Raw genomic sequence first — 21,230 nt, forward strand, 5'->3', positions numbered from 1 at the left:
TCGCAGTCGCGTCAACCTGACCGACGGGAGGCCGAGCACCGCGCCAGCAAAGAATACTGCCGAAGCGTGCCCGGATCTCTAAGCCTTGGTTTAGGCAGCCGGCGGGACTAGGGGCGCTCGGCCTTCTTCGGCAACAGGTTGAGCTTGTCCGCCATCCGGCAGAGTTCCGGAAGGGATGCGGCTTCGATCTTGTGCATCATGTTGCTTCGATGAACTTTCACCGTGGTCTCGGTGATGCCCAGGTCGCCTGCAATCTGCTTGTTCAGCCGGCCCTGCACGACCTGGATCAGGATGGCGCGCTCTCGAGGCGTCAGTTCTTCGAATCGGGCCTTGAGCGCGCCCAGCGACTGCTGGTTCTCGCGGCGTGCGCGGTCTCGACTGAGCCCCACGTTCACGGCGTCCAGCAGTTCCTGATCCCGGAATGGCTTGGTCAGAAACTCGATGGCGCCGGCCTTCATCGCCTGCACGGTCATCGGAATGTCTCCATGTCCGGTGATGAAGACGATGGGCAGCGTTTCCCCCGCGGCGGCAAGATCGCGTTGAAATTCCAGCCCGCTCCTTCCCGGCATCCTCACGTCGAGAACCAGGCAGGTAGGGCTGTCGGGCGGTTCGGAACTCACGAACTCGGCAATCGACGCGAACGCCCGGGCGTGCAGCCCCGCCGACCGCAACAGTCGTTCGAGCGAATCGCGAAATTCCGTGTCGTCGTCGATGACCACGACGCAGGCATCCGGGTCCGGCACGGGTTTCGTCAGCGAATGAAGTTCCACCAGGAAGCGCTCCAGGCTTGCAGGTTGTACGGCCGGGGCTTGTTCGAGCCCGATCCTCCCACGCAATCCGCGTTGGCAGGCAATGACCACGGTGACGTCTCGGTCTTGGGACCGCCGCCGCTTTCGCTAGCGGCCGGGCAGCTTCCAATCCGGCCGAATGTAGTGGCACGTGTATCCGCTCGGATAGCGCTCGAGATAGTTCTGATGTTCCGGCTCGGCCTCCCAGAACGGGCCAGCGGGAACGATGTCGGTGCTGACATCGCCGGGCCACAGGCCCGATGCGTCGACGTCGGCCACGGTGTTCTCGGCCACCTGCTTCTGCGCGTCGTCGAGGTAGAAGATGGCTGAACGGTAGCTGGAGCCGACATCGTTGCCCTGGCGATCCACCGTCGTCGGGTCATGGATCTGGAAGAAGAATTCCAGGATCTCGCGAAACGACACCCGGCGCGGATCAAACACGAGTTCGAGCGCCTCAGCGTGGGTGCCATGGTCGAGGTAGGTGGCGTTGGACACGTCGCCTCCGGTGTAGCCCACGCGCGTGGACAGCACGCCGGGATGGCGCCTCAGCAGTGCCTCCATGCCCCAGAAGCATCCGCCGGCCAGGATCGCGGTTTCGGATCGTGTGGTCATTTCAGTTCTTTCGGTCAGTGGTTTCGCCTTCGCTTGCCTGTTGGGCAAGGGATGGCACGGGCTGGCGGCCCGTTCGACGCTCCGGAAGAAGGCGAACGGGCCGCGCGGTGGCCTTACACCGCCACGGCGTCCGTCGCAACGACGTTCGTGACGACGTCGATGTTGCCGTGGACGGCCTTCGAGTACGGGCAGACGTCGTGCGCCGCGCGCGCAATCGCATCGGCCACCTCGGGCGCAACGCCCGGCATGCGGACGTCGATTCGAGCCTGGATGAAGTACGCGGCGCCGGTCATGCCGAGATCCACTTCGATGTCGACCGACATGTCGGTGGGAAGCGTCACCTTCTTCGTCTTGGCCACGAGGCCGAGTGCGCCCGTGTAGCAGGCCGACCAGGCGCCGGCGAACAGTTGCTCCGCGGTCGGATGCATCTGGATCGCGTTGAACTCGATCTCGTTGCCGGCCTTTCCGGGAATCGAGAGTTGAATGTCGACGCGTTCATCGCCGCGTGGGGCACCTTCACGGCGGCTGGCCGTCGTATGGGTCTTGCCTGTGAGCAGCACGGTCTGGATCTTGGTAGTCATTGCGGAGTCCTCTTCGGTTGGTTGGGAGGCGGGGCTGCAAATGTTCACAACCCGGGAGCAAGGATGCCGGGCATCGTGGTTGGCTTGTATTGCGCCCTGGTCAGGCAAGTCGGTCCCTCGGTATCGACAAGCGTGACTGCCGCACGCGAAATGCAGGAGGTCGCCAACCAGCAGCCGGAAAACCGTGCGCAAGGTTGTGCGAACTGAACCTTGGTTCAGTGGGAGCTGACGGGGGAAGATTCCAGAGACCCGACGGTCTGGATCGCCATTTGCAAAGAGAAGGCGCGCAGTCGGAGCCCGATGACGAATCGGCCTCCGACAGGGTCCTGCAGTGGCAGTGGTGTGCAGGAAGGCGGCGCAGTTTTCAGTGCGGTGCTCGGGCGGACGAACGACTCGACACCAGGCAAGCCGGCACGGCGTCCGACCCGAGGAACGCTGCCAAACTATTCTTCAAGCCAACGTGTAGGCGGTCTTCACCACCGTGAAGAACTCCTGCGCATACCTGCCCTGCTCGCGCGGCCCGTAGCTCGACCCCTTGCGGCCGCCGAAGGGCACGTGGTAGTCCACCCCCGCCGTCGGCAGGTTGACCATCACCATGCCCGCCTGGCTGTGGCGCTTGAAATGCGTCGCGTGCTTCAGCGAGGTGGTGGCGATGCCGGCCGACAAACCGAACTCGGTGTCGTTGGCCGTGGCCAGTGCTTCCTCGTAGTTCTTCACCCGGATCACGCTCGCCACCGGCCCGAAGATCTCTTCCTTGTTGATGCGCATCGACGCCGCCGACTCGCTGAACAGCGCCGGCGACATGTAGTAGCCGTCGGTCTCGAGCTTCAGCCGCTCGCCGCCCGCGGCCAGCGTGGCGCCTTCGCCCTTGCCGATCGCGACGTATTCCAGGTCCTGCTCGAGCTGCGACTTCGAGGACACCGGACCGATGTCGGTGCCCTGCGCCAGCGCATCGCCGACCTTGATCTTCGCCATGCGAGCCTTCATCGCCTCGATGAACTTCGGATAGATGCCTTCGGTCACGATCAGCCGGCTCGACGCCGTGCAGCGCTGGCCGGTCGAATAGAAGGCGCTCTGCACGCTGAGCTCCACCGCCTGGTTCAGGTCGGCGTCGTCCAGTACCACCTGCGGGTTCTTGCCGCCCATCTCGAGCTGCACCTTCTTGTGGTTCGTCGCGCACTGCACCGCGATGTTGCGGCCCACGCCGACCGAGCCGGTGAAGCTGATCGCGTGGATGCCCGGGTGATTGACCAGCGCATCGCCGATCACGCTGCCGCGGCCCATCACCAGGTTGAACACGCCCGCCGGGATGCCCGAGCGGCTGATGATCTCGGCCAGCGCCCAGGCGCAGCCCGGCACCAGGTCGGCCGGCTTCATGACCACGCAGTTGCCGAAGGCCAGCGCCGGGGCGATCTTCCAGGCCGGGATGGCGATCGGGAAGTTCCATGGCGTGATCAGGCCGACCACGCCGACCGGCTCGCGCGTGATCTCGATGCCGATGCCGGGGCGCACCGACGGCAGCACCTCGCCCGACAGGCGCAGGCATTCGCCGGCGAAGAACTTGAAGATCTGCGCCGCGCGCGTGGCTTCGCCGATGCCTTCGGCCTTGGTCTTGCCTTCTTCGCGCGCCAGCAGCGTGCCGAGTTCTTCCTTGCGCGCCAGGATCTCGTTGCCGATCTTCTCGAGCGCCTCGGAGCGCGCCTGGATGCCGCCCGTCGACCAGGCCGGGAAGGCGGCGGTGGCCGCCGCCACGGCGGCGTCGACCTGGGCCGCGTCGCCCTGCGCGTACTGGCCCAGCACGTCGCCGAGATTGCTCGGGTTGACGTTCGGGCTGTAGCTGGCGGCCGCGCGCCATTCGCCGTTGATGAGGTTGTCGAAGTTCTGCATGATTCGTTCCTTCGCTCAGCGCGCCCAGCGCAGGACCTGCGCGTCGAGCCGGCGCGCGGTCTCGATCAGCAGCTTGCGGGCAGCCGGTTGGATCGGTGGGAAGGGATGCCGCGGCGCCTCGCAGGCGATCACGCCGCCTTCCTTCATGAGCGACTTGGCGGCCAGCGGACCGCACTGGCGGTTCTCGATGTTGATGAGCGGCAGCCAGCGCTCGTAGTCCGCGATCGCCTCGTCGCGCCGGCCTTCGCGCCAGGCATCGAGGATCGGGCGGATGCCGTCGGGAAAGCCGCCGCCGGTCATGGCGCCGGTCGCACCGGCATCGAGATCGGGCACCAGCGTGATCGCCTCCTCGCCATCCCAGGGCCCTTCGATCGCATCGCCACCGAGGCGGATCAGCTCTCGCAGCTTGGCCGCGGCGCCCGCGGTCTCGATCTTGAAGTAGGCGACGTTCTCGATCTCCTTGGCCATGCGCGCCAGGAAGGCCGGCGACAGCGGCGTGCCCGCCGCCGGAGCGTCCTGGATCATGATCGGAATCGTCACCGCATCGGAGAGCCGTTGATAGAACTCGTGGATCTGCGGCTCGCCGACCCGGAAGGTCGCGCCGTGGTAGGGCGGCATGACCATCAGCATCGATGCGCCCATGGCCTGCGCGCGCTGGCTGCGCTCGGCGCAGACCCGAGTGCTGAAGTGCGTGGTGGTCACGATCACCGGCACGCGTCCGGCCACATGCTCGAGGATCGTGCGCGTCAACACTTCGCGCTCGTCGTCCGCGAGCAGGAACTGCTCCGAGAAGTTGGCGAGGATGCACAGTCCGTTGGATCCGGCATCGATCATGAAGTCGACGCAGCGCTTCTGGCTTTCGAGGTCGAGCTCGCCGGTTTCGGTGAAGGGGGTCGGGACGACCGGAAACAGGCCTTGGTAGCGGGGAGGTTTGGTTGCAGTCATGGGGTTCTCTCGGTGGGTTGGGGGGCGCACAGCCCGAAGCGGTGCACCGTCGTGCTCGAATGGATCTCCCCCGGCCGCAGCAGGGTCGAGGGGAAGCCGGGCTGGTTCGGTGCATCCGGAAAGTGTTGGGTCTCCAGGCACAGGCCGTCGCCCTGTCGGATGGCCTGCCCATTCGCGCCCAACAGGCTGCCGTCCAGGAAGTTGCCTGAATAGAACTGCAGGCCGGGCTCGGTGGTCTCGATGTCCATGACGCGGCCTGACACCGGGTCGGCCAGGCGGGCGGCGAAGCGCAGGCCGGGCGTGTCGACCGGGTCCAGCACCCAGTTGTGGTCGTAGCCCCGTGCGCGCAGCAGCTGGGGATGTCCGTCGCGGATGCGCTCGCCGATGGTCGTCGCCGTGCGGAAATCGAAGGGCGTTCCGGCCACCCCGGCAATGCCCTCGGGAATCAGCCCGTCGTCGACCGGGCAATAGCGGCTGGCCGGGATCGTGAGCCGATGGCCGAGGATGCCGCCCTTGCCCGCCAGGTTGAAATAGTCGTGGTGCGTAAGGTTGACGATCGTCGCGCGATCGCTTCGGGCCTCGTAGTCGATGCGGTATTCGTTGTCTGCGGTGAGCGTGTAGCGCACCCGGATCTCCGCCCGCCCGGGGTAGCCCTGGTCGCCGTGCGCGCTCACCAGCCTGAGCGCGAGCGCCACGCTGCCGTCGCCCGTGGGAGGCACGGGCTCGATGTCCCACCAGCGGCGGCCGAAGCCACCGGGCCCGCCATGCAGCGCGTGGGGGCTGCCAGCGTCGAGCGCCAGCTGGAACGGCTCGCCGTCGATCGAGAACCGGCCGTGGGCGATCCGGTTGGCATGGCGGCCGACGATGGTCCCGAAGTGCGGATTGCGCGCCTCGTAGTCCGCGAGCGATGGCAGGCCCAGCACGATGCTCTCGGCCGTGCCGTTGCGGTCCGGCACGCGCAGCGCGGTCACGATGCCGCCCAGGTTGATGGCGCTCAGCGACAGGCCCGCGCCGTTGTCGAGGGTGTACTCGAAGACCTCGCGGCCATCGGCCAGCGTGCCGAATTCGCGCCGGCCGATCCGCGCCGTCGCGTTCACGGCACCCCCGCGAAGCGCGATTCCGGCAGGCCGCGCCAACCCGGTTGCAGGACGAACACGCCGCCGGCCTCTGGCTGCGCCTGCAGCTCGGCCGCCGAGAGGCCGGCCCGTGCGGTGGTCACATAGAGCCGGTCGAGGTCCGCACCGCCGAAGGCCGGGCAGGTCACCTGCGAAGCCGGCACTTCGAAGCGGGCCGACTCGCGGCCGGCGGCATCCCAGCGCACCACGCAGCTGCCACGCCACTGCGCATTCCACAGGCCGCCATCGGCGTCCACGGCCGAGCCGTCGGCGAAGCCATCGCTTTCGCGCAGCCGGACGAAGACCCGGGGCGTGCCGAGGCGGCCATCGGCCCCGTAGTCGACGCTGAAGATGGTCCGCGTCGGCGAATCGGCGTAGTACATCATGCGGCCGTCCGGGCTGAACGCGATGCTGTTGCCGACACCCGCCGGCGGCAGCGCCAGGCGCTCGACCTGCAGGTCGGGATGAACGCGATAGAAGTGCCCGACCGGCGCCTCCGCCGGGTTGAACATGCCGAACACGAAACGTCCCTGGCGGTCGCAGCGGCCATCGTTGATGCGGGTGTCGGGCTGCGCGGCGTCGACCGGAAGGATCGGCGACAGCGTCCCCTGCGCCAGGTCGAACAGCGCGATGCCGGAGGCCAGCCCCAGCAGCAGGTGCGAGCCGTTGTCGCACAGGGCGAAGCTGCCGAGGCGCTCCGGCAGGGTCCATTGGCGTGTCCGGCCCTGCGAGGCGTCCCAGCGATGCAGGGTGGCGCCCTCGATGTCGGTCCAGTAGAGCGCGCCCGTGCGCTCGCACCACAGAGGGCATTCGCCCAGCCGGGCCTGGGCATCGACGAGCAGTTGCGCCTTCATCAGGTCCATCCCCCGTCGACCACGAAGTCCTGGGCCGTGCACATGGCGCTGTCGTCGGCCGCCAGGAACAGCGCCATCCGCGCGATGTGCTCCGCCATCAGCGGTTGGTTGATGCACTGGCCGCGCGCGATCTCGGCGCGTGCCGCATCGTCGACCCACAGCTTCAGCTGCTTTTCCGTCATCACCCAGCCCGGCACCAGCGTGTTGACCCGGATGTTGAAAGCACCGAGATCGCGTGCCAGGCTGCGCGTGAGCCCCTGCACCGCCGCCTTGGCGGTCGTGTAGACCGGCATCCCTCCCTGCTTGAGCTTCCAGCTGATCGAGCCGAAGTTGACGATCGAGCCGCCGCCGAGCTGGCGCATGTCCTGCGCCACGCTGCGCGCGGCAAAGAACTGGTGCCTGAGGTTGACCGCGATGCCGGCATCCCAGGTCTCGGGCGTGGTGTCCTCGATGCGGTGGCGGCGATCGTTGGCGGCGTTGTTGAGCAGCACGGCGATCGGGCCGTGGCGACGCCGCACGGCCTCGATGGCGGCTTCCAGCGCGGCTACATCGGTCAGGTCGGCGGCGACGAAGAGCGGCGCGTGCCGGGCGTCGGCCAGCCGCTCGGCGAGCGCGGCGCCCCCGGCGTCGATGTCGATGAAGCCGACCCTGGCACCTTGCGCCGCGAACTGTTCGACAAGGGTGGCGCCGATGCCGGTCGCACCACCGGTGATCAGCACGGTGCGGTCGGCCAGGCTCGGATAGTGGGCAAAGGCGGTCATGGTGGTGCCCGCGGAGGCGGGAAATGCTTCAGTCAGCCGATTATGTAGTCATACTTAATGACAAGAAAATGGCTAAATCTAGGGGTTTCCCCGAGAAAGATAGGATAAATAGTCTTACTATATTTGCGACTTCGTTCAATCCCCATGAAAGCATCCATGTCGAAGTCGCCCGTCAAGCTCAGGTCCGCCGAATGGTTCGGGACCGCCGACAAGAACGGATTCATGTACCGCAGCTGGATGAAGAACCAGGGCATCCCCGACCACGAATTCCAGGGCAAGCCGGTGATCGGGATCTGCAACACCTGGTCGGAGCTGACGCCCTGCAACGCCCACTTCCGCAAGCTCGCCGAGCACGTGCGACGCGGGATCATCGAAGCGGGTGGCTTTCCGGTCGAGTTCCCGGTGTTCTCGAACGGCGAATCGAACCTGCGCCCCACCGCGATGTTCACGCGCAACCTCGCGAGCATCGATGTCGAGGAATCCATCCGCGGCAATCCGATCGATGGCGTCGTGCTGCTGGTCGGCTGCGACAAGACCACGCCGGCTCTGCTGATGGGCGCGGCCAGCGTCGATGTACCGGCCATCGCGGTCAGCGGCGGTCCGATGCTCAACGGCAAGCACCAGGGCCGGGACATCGGCTCGGGCACGGTGGTCTGGCAGCTCTCCGAACAGGTCAAGGCCGGGACCATCACCCTGCACGAGTTCATGTCGGCCGAGGCCGGCATGTCGCGTTCGGCCGGCACCTGCAACACCATGGGCACGGCCTCGACCATGGCCTGCATGGCCGAGGCGCTGGGCGTCACGCTGCCGCACAACGCGGCCATCCCGGCGGTCGATTCCAGGCGCTACGTGCTGGCCCACATGAGCGGCATCCGGATCGTCGAGATGGTGCGCGAGGACCTGCGGCTGTCGAAGCTGCTGACACGCCAGGCGTTCGAGAACGCGATCCGCACCAACGCCGCGATCGGCGGCTCGACCAACGCCGTGATCCACCTGAAGGCGATCGCCGGGCGCATCGGCGTCGAACTCGCGCTCGACGACTGGACGACCATCGGCCAGGGCACGCCCACGCTGGTGGACCTGATGCCTTCGGGCCGCTTCCTGATGGAGGACTTCTACTATGCGGGCGGCCTGCCGGCCGTGCTGCGCCGCCTGGGCGAGGCCGGCCGCCTGCCGCATCCCGATGCGCTCACCGCCAACGGGCAGTCGCTCTGGGACAACGTCAAGGACGCCCCCTCCTACAACCCCGAGGTCATCCGCGACTGGGACACCCCGCTGGTCCCGGACGGCAGCATCCGCGTCCTGCGCGGCAACCTCGCGCCGCGGGGCGCGGTGCTCAAGCCCTCGGCCGCCACCGCGCGCCTGCTGCGGCACCGGGGCCGCGCGGTGGTCTTCGAGAACCTCGACGACTACAAGGCGCGGATCGCCGACCCCGACCTCGACGTCAGCGCCGACTCGATCCTGGTGCTCAAGAACTGCGGCCCGCGCGGCTACCCGGGCATGGCCGAGGTCGGCAACATGGGCTTGCCGCCGAAGCTGCTGGCGCAGGGCGTGACCGACATGGTCCGCATCTCCGATGCGCGCATGAGCGGCACCGCCTACGGCACGGTGGTGCTGCATGTGGCCCCCGAGGCCCGCGCCGGCGGCCCGCTGGCGGTGGTCCGCGAAGGCGACTGGATCGAGCTCGACTGCGACACCGGCCGGCTGCACCTCGAGGTGAGCGACGCCGAGCTCGCCGACCGGCTCGCGACCTGGGCCGCCGGGCAGCAGGCGGACCCGGCCGACGGCTCGGGCTACCGGAAGCTCTACGTCGAACACGTCATGCAGGCCGATGAAGGCTGCGATTTCGATTTTCTCGTCGGCCGTCGCGGCGCCGGCGTGCCGCGGCATTCCCATTGACCCTGCCGGGGCCCCGCGGGACCCGGCGCACATGACCCGAACACTGGAGACAAGCACGATGCTCGAGCTTCGCCGTGGCGGACGGGATGTGACAATCCCGTGCAGACCGCAACCTCCCATGGGACTTCCTCGCAGATGAAAGCCTCGCACCGAGATCCGGGCTATCGCCAGCCGCCCGATCGCAAGAGCATGCACTCGCAGATCGTGCGAGACCTGGGCCTGCGCATCGTTTCCGGCGAGTACAAACCCGGGGAGAGGCTGCCCCTGGAAGCGTCCCTGTGTGCGGCCTACGACGTCAGCCGGCCGGTGCTGCGCGAGGCGACCCGGGTGCTGGTCGCCAAGGGCCTGGTGATCTCGAAGCAGCGCGCCGGCGCGATCGTCTGTGCCCGCAGCAATTGGCACCTGCTCGATCCCGACGTGCTGTACTGGCTGATCCAGACCAAGCCCCAACCCGAATTCGTCGAAACGCTGTTGACGGTACGGCGCATCTTCGAGCCGGCGGCGGCGGCGCTCGCTGCCAAGGTGGCGAGCCCGGACTCGCTCAAGGCCATCGCGGAGGCGTACAAGGGCATGGAGCGCGCGACGACACCAGAGGAACTCCTCGAGCCCGACCTCGCCTTCCACCGCCACATCGCCGAGGCCACCAACAACGACCTCCTGGCCTACATCGGCAACATGCTGTCACTGGCGCTGCGCGAGTCGATCAAGCTCAGCAGCCAGCTGCCGGACACCCACGCCCTGTCGCTGCCCCGGCACAAGGCGATCCTCACGGCCCTGCTCAACCGGGACCCGTTGGGTGCGCGCCAGGCGACGCTGGTTCAGCTGGAGGAAACGCGCGAGGACATCTCGCGCATTCTCGATTCCGACCTCGATCCGGTGTGAATACCATCGCTGCGGGGCGCCGGCCCCGCAGCCCTCAGCAATCTGCTGGCTCGACAAACGCGCCGCTTCTTCCCTGATCCATCGAGCGGGTGTGGCGCACGCCGCGACCCTGGCAGCCGATGGAGATGCGGTCGAGCAGGCCGGCGGTCGCCCCGCTCATGCCTGCGACTCCGATGCAGCGCTGGCTGCAGGCAGGTCCTTCTTGCCGATCCACGAGCGGTTGCTCTTCATCTGGTAGTGCGCGCCCGAGGTCACGCTCTCGTAGAGCGGCGGGTGCTCGGCATCGGTGCAGGTCGGCAGGCAGTCGATACCGGCGTCGTCGTTGGGCTGCAGGAAGAAGGCGATCGACATCCGGTCGGCCGTCTCTCCGCTCTCCGACACCGGCGGCACTACGCGGTGCATGGTCGAGACCCAGCGGTCGTTGGTCCAGCGCGCCATCAGGTCGCCGATGTTGACGATGAAGCTGCCCGGTACGTGGACCACGTCCTCCCAGCCGCCATCGGCCGCCTGCACCTGCAAGCCGCGCGGCGAGCGCGCCGGATGCAGCAGCGTGAGCGCGCCGAAGTCGGTGTGGGCGCCGGCGCGGAACTGGCCGGCCGCCGCGGACTGGTGCTGCGCCGGATAGTAGTTGGCCACCAGGTGCGAGATGTGGCGGTCGCAGAACGGCGCGAAGTAGCCTTCGGGCAGTGCCAGCGCACGCGCGAAGACGCGCATCAGGTCGGAAGCCAGTCGCTCCATTTCGGCGTAGTAGGCGACCGCGGTGCGCACGAAATCGGGGTCCGACGGCCAGCGGTTCGGCTGGAAGTGGTTTTGGGCGCGTGCGCGATGGTAGTCGTCATCGGGGATGTCGCTGCGGCCGGTCGTGAACCGCTCCATGAGGTCGGGCGGCGTGTAGTCGCCGCGCGAATGCGACGAGCGCGGTGGCATCGCGGCCGCGCCAGCCGCGGTTGCTGTCGCGCGTGACGCCGATGCGCTGCTTTTCTTCCAGCGGTAACGCGAAGAAGGCGCTCAGATGCTGCTCGTAGCGCGTCAGGAGTTCCGCGTCCACGCCATGGCCGCTCACCATCAGGAAACCCGAATCGCGGCAGGCGGCATCGACGCGCCGCGCGACCGCATCACGGTCGGCCGGCGTGCCGTTCAGGAAGGGGTCGATGTCGACCAGCGGGACTCGGCTCATGAAGGCATCCTCCGACGAAATGAAGGACAGGAAAAGGAATCGGCCGCGGCCCGCGTTCAGAGCAGCTTGCCGGGGTTCATCAACTGATTGGGATCGAGCGCCTGCTTGATGCGCAGCATCAGTTCGAGCTCCAGCGGCTGCTTGTAGTGGTGCATCTCGTCGCGGCGCAGCTGGCCGACGCCGTGCTCGGCGCTGATGCTGCCGCCCATGTGGCTCACGAGGTCGTGCACCACGCGGTTGAGCAGTGCGGTTTCGGCGGCCAGCGCGGCCGGCGTGGTGTCGGCGGGCACCAGCACGTTGTAGTGCAAGTTGCCGTCGCCCAGGTGGCCGAAGTTGACGATGCGCACCGCGGGCCGCAGCGCGCGCAGCGCCGCTTCCGCCCGATGCGCGAAGTCGGCCAGCGACGAGATCGGCAAGGCGATGTCGTGCTTGATGGCCTTGCCCGCCCGCACCTGGGCCTGCGAGATGCCCTCGCGGATCTTCCAGAAGGCGAGGCTTTGGGCCTCACTGCGGCTCAGCGCGACGTCGTTCGCGAGCCCGCGCTCGAGCGCCGCGCCCAAGGCGCTCTCGAGCAGCTCGTCGAGCCCGTCCTGCCGCGTGTCGGCCAGCTCCACCAGCGCATGGAAGGCATGCGCGCCCTCGAGCGGCGCGCGGGTATCGACCACATGCTGCAGCACCAGCGCCAGCGAATCGTGCGACATCATCTCGAAGGCCACCAGGCGCTCGCCCGCGCTGGCGCGCAGATCGGCCAGCAGGCCGACCAGCGATTCGATCGACGCGGCACCGACCCAGGCGGTGGCGCGGCCCAGCGGCCGCGCAAACAGCTTGAGCACGGCCGCCGTGATGATGCCCAGCGTGCCCTCGGAGCCAATGAACAGGTTGCGCAGGTCGTAGCCCGTGTTGTCCTTGCGCAGCGCGCGCAGGCCGTTCCACACGCGGCCGTCGGGCAGCACGGCCTCGATGCCGAGCACCAGGTCGCGCGTGTTGCCGTAGCGCAGCACGGCTATGCCGCCCGCATTGGTCGCCAGGTTGCCGCCGATGGTGCAGCTGCCTTCCGAGCCCAGGCTCAGCGGAAAGAAGCGGTCGGCCTCCAGCGCACTGCGCTGCACGTTGGCGAGCAGCACGCCGGCCTCGGCCGTGAGCGTGTTGTTGATCGGGTCGACCGCACGGATCGCGGTCATGCGCGACAGGCTCAGCACCACCTGCGCCCCGCTGGCGTCGGGCGTGGCGCCGCCGCTCATGCCGGTGTTGCCGCCCTGCACCACGATCGGCGTGTGCGACTCGTGGCAGATGCGCACCACGGCGGCAGTCTGCGCGGTGTCGCGCGGGCGCACCACGAGCGCGGCGCGGCCGCGCCATTTGCCGAGCCAGTCGGTCAGATAGGGCGCCTGGGCTTCGGCGTCGAGCACCAGGCCGGCATCGCCGACCACCTCGTGCAGGCGGCGGACCAGGTCCGGGTGCGGCGCGGCCGGAGCCTGCGCGAAATCGTCGGCGGAATACATCGATCGTGTCCTGTGGGGTTGTCCGAAGAGAAGGTGGGGCCTGCTACCAGCCCAGTTGCACCCGGCCCAGCGCCATCGCCACGGCGGCCTGCGTGGGTTCGACCACCGGCAGGCCGGTGGCTTCCTGCAGCGGCTGGCGGAAAGGCGCCATGCCGGCGCAGCCCATCACCAGCACCTGCGCGCCGCGCTCGTCGCGCAGCCGCCTTCCGGCATCGCACATGGCGGCGAGCGTGGCTTCGCGATCGGCCAGCGCCGAGACGCCGCGGCCGATCGCGATCTCGCCCGCGCAGCGCTGCATCACGCCCATCGCGCCCCAGTTGCGCAGATGGCGCGGAATCGAGCGCGGCAGTATGGCAATCACGCCGAAGCTGTGTCCGATCGACAGTGCGGTCAGCACCGCCGATTCGCTGATGCCGAGCACCGGCACGTTTTCGGTCTCGCGCAGCCCGTGCAGGCCGGGATCGCTGAAGCAAGCGATGACGAAGGCGCTCGCCTCGCCGCGGTGCGCGTTCGCGAAGGCCTGCACGGCCAGCGCCGCGCGGTCGACGTCGCCCTGCGATTCAACGCCGGGCGGGCCCTCGGCCAAAGTGACGCAGCGGATCTCGGGGCCGCCGGGCAACCGCAAGGGCGCGACGGCGGCGTCCAGCTCCGAGGTCACCGTGGCGCTCGAGTTGGGATTGATGACGTAGATGGCCTTGGGCATGGGCTCAGTCTAGGTTGCGGCATGCGGCATGGCACTTGCTAACTTGTAGGTCACCATTAACCGCTTGTTAAGGATGGTGCCCTCGCACCGTTCCCGATGTCTCTCAACCTGCGCCAGATCGAAGTGTTCCGGGCCGTGATGATCACGGGCTCGATCAGCGGCGCTTCGCAACTGCTGTTCGTCTCGCAGCCGGCCATCAGCCGCCTGCTGTCCCACACCGAGACCCGCGTGGGCTTCGGCCTTTTCGAGCGGATCAAGGGACGGCTCTACGCCACGCCGGAGGCCAAGAAACTGTTCCGGGAGGTCGAGCACGTCTACGCGGGGGTGCAGCGGGTCAACGAGCTGGCGCGCGACCTGCAAGAGAACCGCGAAGGCATTCTCAACATCGTCTCCAGTCCCAGTGTGGGTCAGATGGTGATTCCGCAGGCGGTGACGGCCTTCCGGGAGCGGCATGCGAACGTGAAGGTCACTTTCCAGTACCTGGGCTACACGCCGCTGATCGAGCGCGTGCTCAATCACCAGGCCGACATCGCCGTGACCATCCTGCCCGTGGCGCACCCCAATCTCGAGATGGCGCCGCTGGGCAGCGGCCGGCTGGTCTGCATCTGCCCCTACAACCACCCGCTGTCGCGCCGCGCCACGCTGTCGGTGGCCGACCTGATGCCGTATCCACTGATCTCGTACGACCGCGGCACGCCCTTCGGCCAGATGGTCAACGAGTTGTTCGAGGCGGCGGGCGAGACCGCGCGCGCCGCGATCGAAGTGGGCTCGCCGCAGAACGCCTGCTCGCTGGTGCAGGCCGGCGCCGGCATCGCGCTGGTGGACGAGTTCTCGGTGCGCAGCTGGCCCGCGAGCCAACTCGTGGTGCGTCCGGTGCACGGCACGCCCACCTTGCACGCCAATCTGGTGCATTTGCGCTTCGAGCCGATGTCCCAGCTGGCGCAGACCTTCGTCAAGGTGCTGCGCGAACTGATGAAGACCCAGGGCTTCGAGTCCGCCCCGCTGGCGCCGCCCATGGCCGCTTGAGGGGTCTGCGGCGCGCGGCGGCTTAACAGCAGGTTAAGGGCTGCGCACGAAACGGCACGCGACACGCGGCGGGGGTCGGCCGAATAATTTCCCCACGGCCCGCCTTTCACGGCCCACGAGAACACTCATCATGAATTCGACAGTCATCGGCACTTCTTCTTCCGACCTCCTGGCCAAGGCACGGGGCGTCTTCACCATCTGCCCGACCCCCTTCGCGGACGACGGCAGCCTCGACCTCACGAGCATCGCCTCGCTGGTCGCCTTCCAGATCGAGGCCGGCGTCACCGGCCTGGCGATCCTCGGCTTTCTCGGCGAGGCCCACAAGCTGTCGCAGGCCGAGCGCACGCAGGTCATCACCGCCTTCGTGAAGCAGGCCGGCGGCCGCGTGCCGGTGTGGGTCGGCGTGCGTGCCCTCGGCATCGCCGGCGCCATCGAGCAGGCCCGCGAAGCCGAAGCCCTGGGCGCCGAGGCGGTGTTCGCCGCACCGATGGACAAGGCCTCCGACGCGCAGCAGTTCGACTACTACCAGCAGCTGGCGCGTGCGGTGCGCATCCCGGTCGTGATCCACGACTTCCCCGATTCCTTCGGCACCGAGATCAGCGCCGAGCTGGTGGCGCGCCTGGGCCGTGAAGGCGGCGTCGGCATGATCAAGATGGAAGAGCCGCCGGTGGGCCAGAAGATCTCGAAGATCCTCAACCTGGCCGATGGATCGATGCGCGTCTTCGGCGGCCTCGGCGGCGTCTACTTCCTCGAGGAGCTGCAGCGCGGCGCGGTCGGCACCATGACCGGCTTCGCCTTCCCCGAGATCCTGGTGCGCATCCATGCGCAGTTCGCGGCCGGCGACCTGGCCGGCGCGGCCGCCACCTTCGACCGCTACTGCCCGCTGATCCGCTACGAGTTCCAGCCCAAGATCGGCCTGGCGCTGCGCAAGTACACCTACCAGAAGCGCGGCGTGATCGCCAGCGCCGAGATCCGCTCGCCGGGCATGCGCATCGATGCGCGGACCGCGCGCGAGCTCGAAGCGACCGTGGCGCGCGTCGGCCTGTCGCTGGAACACCGCGGCGTGTTCGCGATCGTCTGAGGACGCACAGCATGAAACTCGGAATCGACGGCCGCCACGCGCTGGTCTGCGCATCGAGCCGCGGCCTGGGCCGCGCCTGTGCCGTGTCGCTGGCGCGCGAAGGCTGCGAACTGACCCTGGTCGCGCGCACCGCGGCCACGCTGGAAGCAACGGCCGAAGCCATCCGCGCCGAGAGCGGCGTGCGCGTCACCGCGGTCGCGGCCGACATCACGACACCCGAAGGCCGTGCCGCGGTGCTCGCGGCCTGCCCTTCGCCCGACATCCTGGTCAACAACGCGGGCGGCCCGCCGCCCGGCGACTTCCGCGACTGGAACCGCGACATCTGGCTGGCGGCGCTCGACGCCAACATGCTCACGCCGATCGAGCTGATCCGCGCCACGGTCGACGCCATGATGGAGCGCGGCTTCGGCCGCATCGTCAACATCACCTCCGGCGCGGTGAAGGCACCGATCGACATCCTCGGGCTGTCGAACGGCGCGCGCTCCGGCCTCACGGGCTTCGTCGCCGGCCTGGCGCGCACGACGGTGGCGCGCAACGTCACGATCAACAACCTGCTGCCCGGCCCCTTCGAGACCGACCGCCTGCGCGACACCGCCGGCAAGTGGGCGCAGAAGAGCGGCCGCAGCGTCGAGCAGGAACTGGATGCGCGCCGCGCCGCCAATCCGGCGCGCAGGCTCGGCGACCCGGCCGAGTTCGGCGACGCCTGCGCCTACCTGTGCAGCGCGCAGGCCGGCTTCATCACCGGGCAGAACCTGCTGATGGACGGCGGCGTGTACCCCGGCACGTTCTGAGCGAGTCACCATGACCACTTCCTTCGACCTCACGATCCGCGGCGGCCGCGTCTGCAATGCCGACGGCTGCATCGATGCCGACGTCGGCGTGCGCGACGGCCGCATCGCCGCGATCGCGCCGGGGCTCGCCGCCGGCCGCGAGGACGTGGACGCCACCGGCCGCTGGGTGCTGCCGGGCGGCATCGACAGCCATTGCCACATCGAGCAGCTCTCGGGCATGGGCGTGATGTGCGCGGACGACTTCTACTCGGGCACGGTGTCGGCGGCCTTCGGCGGCACCACGACCATCCTCTCGTTCGCGGCCCAGCACCGCGAGGACAGCATCCCCGACGTCATCGACGCCTATGCGAAGCTGGCCCGCGAGAAGGCGGTGATCGACTATGGCTTCCACCTGATCCTCACGCGGCCCGACGAAGAGGCCCTGAAGGTGCATCTGCCCGAGGCGATCCGCGGCGGCATCACCTCGCTCAAGGTCTACATGACCTACGACCGCCTGCGGCTCGACGACCATGCGCTGCTCGAAGTGATGGCCACGGCGGGCCGCGAGGGGGCGATGGTGATGGTGCATGCCGAGAACCACGACATGATCCGCTGGATCGCGCACCGCCTGCTCGAGCGCGGCCACGTGGCGCCCAGGTTCCACGGCGTGGCGCACGATGCGCTGGCCGAGACCGAGGCCACCAACCGCGCGATCCTGCTGTCGCGCCTGGTCGACGTGCCGGTGCTGATCGTGCACGTGGCGGGCGCCGAGACGGTGGAAGTAATCCGCCAGGCGCGTCGGCTCGGTGCCCGGGTGCATGCCGAGAGCTGCCCGCAATACCTGTTCCTCGAAGCCGACGATGCCGACCTGCCGGGTGTCGAGGGTGCCAAGTTCTGCTGCAGCCCGCCGCCGCGCGACAAGGCTTCGCAGGAAGCCGTGTGGGCCGGGCTGCTCGACGGCACGCTGGGCGTCTATTCGTCCGACCACGCACCCTACCGCTTCGATGCCTCGGGCAAGCTGCCCAAGGGCGAAGCCACCACCTTCAAGGAAATGGCCAACGGCGTGCCGGGCATCGAGCTGCGCCTGCCGCTGCTGTTCTCCGAAGGCGTGATGAAGGGCCGCATGCCGGTCGAGCAGTTCGTCGCCCTCACCGCCACCAACCATGCCCACATGTACGGCCTGGCGCCGCGCAAGGGCGCGATCGCCGTCGGCGCCGATGCCGACATCGCGATCTGGAACCCGGCGCGCGAGACCGAGGTGCGCGCCGCCATGCTGCACGACAACGTCGGCTACACGCCCTACGAGGGCATGCGCCTCACGGGCTGGCCCGAGGACGTGTTCAGCCGTGGCCGGGTGGTGGTGCGCGCGGGCGAGCTTCATGCGCAGCGCGGCTCGGGCAGCTACATCGCCCGTGGGCGCTCGCAGCCGCTCGGCGCGCCCTTACCCGCTTCCGCCCGCCGCGGCGCCTTCAGCGCGCTGGTCGGGCTGAAGCGCGCCGCCTGACCCTTCTCTGCCTTCATTCGATTCCCTTCCTTTTCCTCTTCCTCTGGAGTTGTCCATGCCGTTCCCCACGCCGAACCCTTTCCGCGCCGCCGCCCTCGCGATCGCCGCCTGCACCGCGCTGGCCGCTGCTGCGCAACAACCCGCCCCGCTGAAGACCGCCCTCGACCCCACCTTCGCCCCGCAGGCCATGATCAAGCTCGGCGGCGGCATGCAGGGCTTCAACGTCGAACTGGGTGAGGAACTGGCCAAGCGCCTGGGCCGCAAGCTCGACATCGAGGCGACCGAGTTCTCGGGCCTGGTGCCTGGCCTCAACAGCGGCAAGTACGACTTCCTGCTGGCGCCGGTCACCGTGACGCCCGAGCGTGCCAAGGCGTTGCTCTTCACCGAGGGCTACACCGAGACCAACTACACCTTCCTGGGCCGCAAGAACGCGCCGAAGCTCGAGACGCTCGAAGCGCTCAAGGGCAAGGTCGTGGCCGTGAACAAGGGCTCCAACTACGAAGGCTGGGCCAAGGACAACGCCGAGAAGTACGGCTTCAAGTACGACGTCTACGGCACCAATGCCGATGCGATCCAGGCCGTCATGTCGAGCCGCGCCGACTACAACCTCGCGGGCAACACCGTGGTCGGCTGGGCCGCCAAGCAGAACGCGGCGCTGCAGACCGGCTACACCGTGAAGACCGGCCTGGTCTGGGCGATTCCGTTCCGTCTCAACGACAAGGCCGGCCGCGATGCGGCGTCGAACGCGCTCAAGTGCATGAAGCTCGACGGCACCATCGCCAAGATGGCGACCAGGTGGTATGGCATCGAACCGGCCGCGGGCAGCGTCGAGAAGACGGTCGCGGCGGGCCACGGCGTGCCGGGCACCGAGAACTACGACGCCACCCCGATCACGCCCAAGTGCTCCTGAGCACGTCGACAGGCCCGCGGAGAAGCTCATGAACGCCCCCATCCTCGAACTGGTCGGATTGCGCAAATCCTATGGCGAAAACGAGGTCCTGCGCGGGGTCGACCTGCGGGTGCGGCCGGCCGAACTGGTGTGCGTCATCGGGCCTTCGGGCTCCGGCAAGAGCACGATGCTGCGCTGCTGCAACCGGCTCGAGGAGCCCACGGGCGGCCAGGTGGTGGTCGACGGGCTCGACATCATGCGGCCCGATGTCGACGTCAATCGCGTGCGCCAGGGCGTGGGCATGGTGTTCCAGCACTTCAACCTGTACCCGCACCTCGACGTGCTGGCCAACGTGACGCTCGCGCTGCGGCGGGTGCAGGGCCATTCGCGCGCCGCGGCCGAGGCGCTGGCGCGCGCGGCACTGGCGCAGGTCGGGCTGGCCGAGAAGGCCGAGGCCTTTCCGGGCCAGCTCTCGGGCGGCCAGCAGCAGCGCGTCGGCATCGCCCGCGCGATCGCGCTCAAGCCGCGCGTCATGCTTTTCGACGAGCCCACGAGCGCGCTGGACCCGGAGTTGGTCGACGAGGTGCTGCGCGTGATGCGCTCGCTGCGGGACAGCGGCATGACGATGCTGGTCGTGACCCACGAGATGGCCTTCGCCCATGCGGCGGCCGATCGCGTGGTGTTCATGGACGGCGGCGTGGTGGCCGAGGAAGGCAGCGCCGCCGACATCTTCGAACGGCCGCAGGGCGCGCGCACGCGCAGCTTCGTCGGCCGCTACATGAACGGCAACGGGAACGGCAACGCCGTCGGTGCGGGCACGGCATGACGGACGCGAACTCGGGCTTCCTGTTCACCTTCTTCAATGCGGAGGTGGCGCTCCAGTACTGGCGCGAGATCGCCTGGGGCATGCTGGTCACGGTCGGCGTGGGCGTCGCGGTGGTGGTCACCGGCGTGGTCTGGGGCCTGATGCTCGCGATCGCGCGCGCCACCGGTCGCGCCGCGCTGCGGCTGCCGGTGGTGGCCTTCTCGGACGTGCTGCGCTCTCTGCCGCCGCTGGTGATCATCATCCTGCTGTACTTCGGCCTGCCATCGGTGGGGCTGCCGCTGTCCTCCTTCACTGCCACCTGGCTCTCGCTCTCGTTGGTGCTCGCGGCCTATGCGCAGGAGAGCATCTGGGCCGGGCTCTCGTCGCTGCCGGGCGGGCAGATGGAGGCCGCCCGGTCGACCGGCCTCGACTGGTGGCAGGCCATGCGCTGGGTGGTGCTGCCGCAAGCGCTGCGACGCGCGGTGCCGCCGCTCACGAACCGCGTCATCTCGACCACCAAGAACACCGCGCTGGGCTCGGTCGTCGCGCTCGGCGAAATCCTCAGCAATGCCCAGGCAGCCTCGGCGGTCGCGGGCAACCCGACGCCGCTCACGGTCGGCGCCTTCCTGTACCTGCTGGTGTTCCTGCCGATCGTCGTCTTGTCCCGCTGGCTCGAACGAAGTGCCGGTCGTCACTGAGAAGGCCCGACATGGACGCCCTGATCGACAACTTCTTCAACCTGACCGTCTACCGCGAGGTCCTGCCCTACCTGCTCGGCGGCTTCTGGACCACGCTTTGGCTGTCGGCCATCGTGATCCCGCTGGGAGCGGCGGCGGGCCTGCTGCTGGCACTCGGGCAGACACAGTCGTCCCGCCGCGGGGTCCGGTGGGCGATCGTCGCCTACATCGACTTCTTCCGCGCCTTTCCACCGCTGGTGCTGCTGATCTTCCTGTACTTCGGCTTGCCCTTCCTGGGTGGCAACGTGCCGAAGCTGCTGGCGGTGGTGATCGCCTTCGTGCTCAACAATGCCAGCTACTTCGCCGAGGTCTTCCGCGCCGGCCTGGAGGCCGTGCCCAAGGGCCAGATGGAAGCCGCGCGCTCCACGGGGCTCACCCGGTTCAAGGCACTTCGCCACGTCGTGCTGCCGCAGGCGGTGCGCAGCGTGATGCCCGACCTGCTGGGCAACTGCATCGAGATCGTGAAGCTCACGACCATCGCGAGCGTGGTGGGCTTGCCGGAGTTGCTGCGGGCGTCGCGCGATGCGCAGTCGCTGGTCTACAACCCGTCGCCCATCGTCCTGGCCGCGCTGCTCTACCTTGCGTTGCTCTGGCCGTTGACGCGCGTGCTGGCGCGGCTCGAGCGGCGTCGGACCGCGCGGGCGGGCCACGGCTGAGGGTACCGAGGCACGGTGACGGGGATTGCGCCAACGGCCGATGAGGAGCCCAATCG

Annotated in this window: 23 protein-coding genes; 10 read left to right on the forward strand and 13 right to left on the reverse strand. The window is 68.5% G+C overall.

The genetic code is table 11. The features are described from left to right. Nucleotides 1-107 precede the first annotated feature (107 nt). The 8 genes from QZH52_RS32880 to QZH52_RS32915 all read right to left on the reverse strand — a co-directional run bounded on the left by QZH52_RS32880 (nt 108) and on the right by QZH52_RS32915 (nt 7,543). Nucleotides 108-860: a response regulator transcription factor gene (locus QZH52_RS32880; protein ID WP_366919348.1), complete on the reverse strand. Its 753-nt coding sequence runs from the start codon at nt 858-860 to the stop codon at nt 108-110. Nucleotides 861-896: 36 nt separating this feature from the next. Further along, nucleotides 897-1,400: a peptide-methionine (S)-S-oxide reductase MsrA gene (gene msrA / locus QZH52_RS32885; protein WP_301815330.1), complete on the reverse strand. Its 504-nt coding sequence runs from the start codon at nt 1,398-1,400 to the stop codon at nt 897-899. 113 nt (nt 1,401-1,513) lie between these two features. Then, nucleotides 1,514-1,981: an Ohr family peroxiredoxin gene (locus tag QZH52_RS32890; protein WP_301815332.1), complete on the reverse strand. Its 468-nt coding sequence runs from the start codon at nt 1,979-1,981 to the stop codon at nt 1,514-1,516. Nucleotides 1,982-2,431: 450 nt separating this feature from the next. Then, entirely contained in the window at nt 2,432-3,868 is a 1,437-nt protein-coding gene (locus QZH52_RS32895; RefSeq protein ID WP_301815333.1) for an aldehyde dehydrogenase family protein, read from the reverse strand. A gap of 15 nt (nt 3,869-3,883) precedes the next feature. Further along, nucleotides 3,884-4,813 carry a dihydrodipicolinate synthase family protein gene (locus QZH52_RS32900; RefSeq protein ID WP_301815335.1) on the reverse strand — a complete coding sequence of 310 codons (930 nt, stop codon included), beginning with the start codon at nt 4,811-4,813 and terminating at the stop codon, nt 3,884-3,886. Then, the gene (locus QZH52_RS32905; RefSeq protein ID WP_301815336.1) at nt 4,810-5,910 is read right to left on the reverse strand and encodes an aldose epimerase family protein; all 1,101 of its coding nucleotides are present in this window, start codon (nt 5,908-5,910) and stop codon (nt 4,810-4,812) included. The genes QZH52_RS32900 and QZH52_RS32905 overlap by 4 nt, the downstream gene beginning before the upstream one ends. Next, nucleotides 5,907-6,782: an SMP-30/gluconolactonase/LRE family protein gene (locus QZH52_RS32910; RefSeq protein ID WP_301815338.1), complete on the reverse strand. Its 876-nt coding sequence runs from the start codon at nt 6,780-6,782 to the stop codon at nt 5,907-5,909. The genes QZH52_RS32905 and QZH52_RS32910 overlap by 4 nt, the downstream gene beginning before the upstream one ends. Next, on the reverse strand, nt 6,782-7,543 hold the full coding sequence (locus QZH52_RS32915) for an SDR family NAD(P)-dependent oxidoreductase (protein WP_301815339.1): 762 nt from the start codon (nt 7,541-7,543) through the stop codon (nt 6,782-6,784). The genes QZH52_RS32910 and QZH52_RS32915 overlap by 1 nt, the downstream gene beginning before the upstream one ends. Before the next feature lie 156 nt (nt 7,544-7,699). Between QZH52_RS32915 and QZH52_RS32920 the strand changes: the two genes are divergently transcribed. Beyond that, nucleotides 7,700-9,442 carry an IlvD/Edd family dehydratase gene (locus tag QZH52_RS32920; protein ID WP_301815341.1) on the forward strand — a complete coding sequence of 581 codons (1,743 nt, stop codon included), beginning with the start codon at nt 7,700-7,702 and terminating at the stop codon, nt 9,440-9,442. A gap of 135 nt (nt 9,443-9,577) precedes the next feature. After that, nucleotides 9,578-10,324, forward strand: a complete 747-nt coding sequence (locus tag QZH52_RS32925; protein WP_301815342.1) for a FadR/GntR family transcriptional regulator — start codon at nt 9,578-9,580, stop codon at nt 10,322-10,324. 34 nt (nt 10,325-10,358) lie between these two features. Here QZH52_RS32925 and QZH52_RS32930 read toward each other — a convergent pair whose 3' ends face one another. The 5 genes from QZH52_RS32930 to QZH52_RS32950 are packed head-to-tail and all read right to left on the reverse strand — an operon-like array spanning nt 10,359 to nt 13,706. Then, nucleotides 10,359-10,484 carry a hypothetical protein gene (locus tag QZH52_RS32930; RefSeq protein ID WP_301815343.1) on the reverse strand — a complete coding sequence of 42 codons (126 nt, stop codon included), beginning with the start codon at nt 10,482-10,484 and terminating at the stop codon, nt 10,359-10,361. Beyond that, on the reverse strand, nt 10,481-11,251 hold the full coding sequence (locus QZH52_RS32935) for an isopenicillin N synthase family dioxygenase (RefSeq protein ID WP_301815345.1): 771 nt from the start codon (nt 11,249-11,251) through the stop codon (nt 10,481-10,483). The genes QZH52_RS32930 and QZH52_RS32935 overlap by 4 nt, the downstream gene beginning before the upstream one ends. Continuing rightward, nucleotides 11,160-11,501 (reverse strand): 2-oxoglutarate and iron-dependent oxygenase domain-containing protein, encoded by a 342-nt coding sequence (locus tag QZH52_RS32940; RefSeq protein WP_301815346.1) that lies wholly within the window; start codon nt 11,499-11,501, stop codon nt 11,160-11,162. The genes QZH52_RS32935 and QZH52_RS32940 overlap by 92 nt, the downstream gene beginning before the upstream one ends. A gap of 56 nt (nt 11,502-11,557) precedes the next feature. Beyond that, nucleotides 11,558-13,003 carry an FAD-binding oxidoreductase gene (locus QZH52_RS32945; protein ID WP_301815348.1) on the reverse strand — a complete coding sequence of 482 codons (1,446 nt, stop codon included), beginning with the start codon at nt 13,001-13,003 and terminating at the stop codon, nt 11,558-11,560. A gap of 43 nt (nt 13,004-13,046) precedes the next feature. Beyond that, complete coding sequence (locus QZH52_RS32950; protein WP_301815350.1) at nt 13,047-13,706, reverse strand: aspartate/glutamate racemase family protein; 660 nt, start codon at nt 13,704-13,706, stop codon at nt 13,047-13,049. Nucleotides 13,707-13,802: 96 nt separating this feature from the next. Between QZH52_RS32950 and QZH52_RS32955 the strand changes: the two genes are divergently transcribed. The 8 genes from QZH52_RS32955 to QZH52_RS32990 all read left to right on the forward strand — a co-directional run bounded on the left by QZH52_RS32955 (nt 13,803) and on the right by QZH52_RS32990 (nt 21,174). After that, the gene (locus QZH52_RS32955; protein ID WP_301815352.1) at nt 13,803-14,732 is read left to right on the forward strand and encodes a LysR family transcriptional regulator; all 930 of its coding nucleotides are present in this window, start codon (nt 13,803-13,805) and stop codon (nt 14,730-14,732) included. 130 nt (nt 14,733-14,862) lie between these two features. Continuing rightward, a complete protein-coding gene (locus tag QZH52_RS32960) occupies nt 14,863-15,813 on the forward strand; it encodes a dihydrodipicolinate synthase family protein (protein ID WP_301815353.1) in 951 nt (316 codons plus the stop codon). A gap of 11 nt (nt 15,814-15,824) precedes the next feature. Then, nucleotides 15,825-16,604, forward strand: coding sequence for an SDR family oxidoreductase (locus QZH52_RS32965; RefSeq protein ID WP_301815355.1), 780 nt, complete (start codon nt 15,825-15,827; stop codon nt 16,602-16,604). 10 nt (nt 16,605-16,614) lie between these two features. Further along, complete coding sequence (hydA, locus tag QZH52_RS32970) at nt 16,615-18,087, forward strand: dihydropyrimidinase (RefSeq protein ID WP_301815356.1); 1,473 nt, start codon at nt 16,615-16,617, stop codon at nt 18,085-18,087. Between the two features lie 55 nt (nt 18,088-18,142). Continuing rightward, on the forward strand, nt 18,143-18,997 hold the full coding sequence (locus QZH52_RS32975) for a transporter substrate-binding domain-containing protein (RefSeq protein WP_301815357.1): 855 nt from the start codon (nt 18,143-18,145) through the stop codon (nt 18,995-18,997). 28 nt (nt 18,998-19,025) lie between these two features. Then, nucleotides 19,026-19,802: an amino acid ABC transporter ATP-binding protein gene (locus QZH52_RS32980; protein WP_301815359.1), complete on the forward strand. Its 777-nt coding sequence runs from the start codon at nt 19,026-19,028 to the stop codon at nt 19,800-19,802. Further along, complete coding sequence (locus tag QZH52_RS32985; RefSeq protein ID WP_301815360.1) at nt 19,799-20,479, forward strand: amino acid ABC transporter permease; 681 nt, start codon at nt 19,799-19,801, stop codon at nt 20,477-20,479. The genes QZH52_RS32980 and QZH52_RS32985 overlap by 4 nt, the downstream gene beginning before the upstream one ends. Nucleotides 20,480-20,490: 11 nt before the next feature. Then, nucleotides 20,491-21,174, forward strand: a complete 684-nt coding sequence (locus QZH52_RS32990; RefSeq protein ID WP_301815361.1) for an amino acid ABC transporter permease — start codon at nt 20,491-20,493, stop codon at nt 21,172-21,174. Nucleotides 21,175-21,230: the final 56 nt, after the last annotated feature.

The organism is Variovorax ginsengisoli, assembly GCF_030486595.1.
GTDB lineage: Bacteria > Pseudomonadota > Gammaproteobacteria > Burkholderiales > Burkholderiaceae_C > Variovorax > Variovorax ginsengisoli_B.

Bases quoted from the DNA above. Each gene is read 5' to 3' on its own strand.
- msrA (WP_301815330.1), bottom strand. From the start codon at position 1,400: ATGACCACACGATCCGAAACCGCGATCCTGGCCGGCGGATGCTTCTGG.
- QZH52_RS32890 (WP_301815332.1), bottom strand. From the start codon at position 1,981: ATGACTACCAAGATCCAGACCGTGCTGCTCACAGGCAAGACCCATACG.
- QZH52_RS32895 (WP_301815333.1), bottom strand. From the start codon at position 3,868: ATGCAGAACTTCGACAACCTCATCAACGGCGAATGGCGCGCGGCCGCC.
- QZH52_RS32900 (WP_301815335.1), bottom strand. From the start codon at position 4,813: ATGACTGCAACCAAACCTCCCCGCTACCAAGGCCTGTTTCCGGTCGTC.
- QZH52_RS32910 (WP_301815338.1), bottom strand. From the start codon at position 6,782: ATGAAGGCGCAACTGCTCGTCGATGCCCAGGCCCGGCTGGGCGAATGC.
- QZH52_RS32915 (WP_301815339.1), bottom strand. From the start codon at position 7,543: ATGACCGCCTTTGCCCACTATCCGAGCCTGGCCGACCGCACCGTGCTG.
- QZH52_RS32920 (WP_301815341.1), top strand. From the start codon at position 7,700: ATGTCGAAGTCGCCCGTCAAGCTCAGGTCCGCCGAATGGTTCGGGACC.
- QZH52_RS32925 (WP_301815342.1), top strand. From the start codon at position 9,578: ATGAAAGCCTCGCACCGAGATCCGGGCTATCGCCAGCCGCCCGATCGC.
- QZH52_RS32930 (WP_301815343.1), bottom strand. From the start codon at position 10,484: ATGAGCGGGGCGACCGCCGGCCTGCTCGACCGCATCTCCATCGGCTGC.
- QZH52_RS32935 (WP_301815345.1), bottom strand. From the start codon at position 11,251: ATGCCACCGCGCTCGTCGCATTCGCGCGGCGACTACACGCCGCCCGAC.
- QZH52_RS32940 (WP_301815346.1), bottom strand. From the start codon at position 11,501: ATGAGCCGAGTCCCGCTGGTCGACATCGACCCCTTCCTGAACGGCACG.
- QZH52_RS32945 (WP_301815348.1), bottom strand. From the start codon at position 13,003: ATGTATTCCGCCGACGATTTCGCGCAGGCTCCGGCCGCGCCGCACCCG.
- QZH52_RS32950 (WP_301815350.1), bottom strand. From the start codon at position 13,706: ATGCCCAAGGCCATCTACGTCATCAATCCCAACTCGAGCGCCACGGTG.
- QZH52_RS32955 (WP_301815352.1), top strand. From the start codon at position 13,803: ATGTCTCTCAACCTGCGCCAGATCGAAGTGTTCCGGGCCGTGATGATC.
- QZH52_RS32960 (WP_301815353.1), top strand. From the start codon at position 14,863: ATGAATTCGACAGTCATCGGCACTTCTTCTTCCGACCTCCTGGCCAAG.
- QZH52_RS32965 (WP_301815355.1), top strand. From the start codon at position 15,825: ATGAAACTCGGAATCGACGGCCGCCACGCGCTGGTCTGCGCATCGAGC.
- hydA (WP_301815356.1), top strand. From the start codon at position 16,615: ATGACCACTTCCTTCGACCTCACGATCCGCGGCGGCCGCGTCTGCAAT.
- QZH52_RS32975 (WP_301815357.1), top strand. From the start codon at position 18,143: ATGCCGTTCCCCACGCCGAACCCTTTCCGCGCCGCCGCCCTCGCGATC.
- QZH52_RS32980 (WP_301815359.1), top strand. From the start codon at position 19,026: ATGAACGCCCCCATCCTCGAACTGGTCGGATTGCGCAAATCCTATGGC.
- QZH52_RS32985 (WP_301815360.1), top strand. From the start codon at position 19,799: ATGACGGACGCGAACTCGGGCTTCCTGTTCACCTTCTTCAATGCGGAG.
- QZH52_RS32990 (WP_301815361.1), top strand. From the start codon at position 20,491: ATGGACGCCCTGATCGACAACTTCTTCAACCTGACCGTCTACCGCGAG.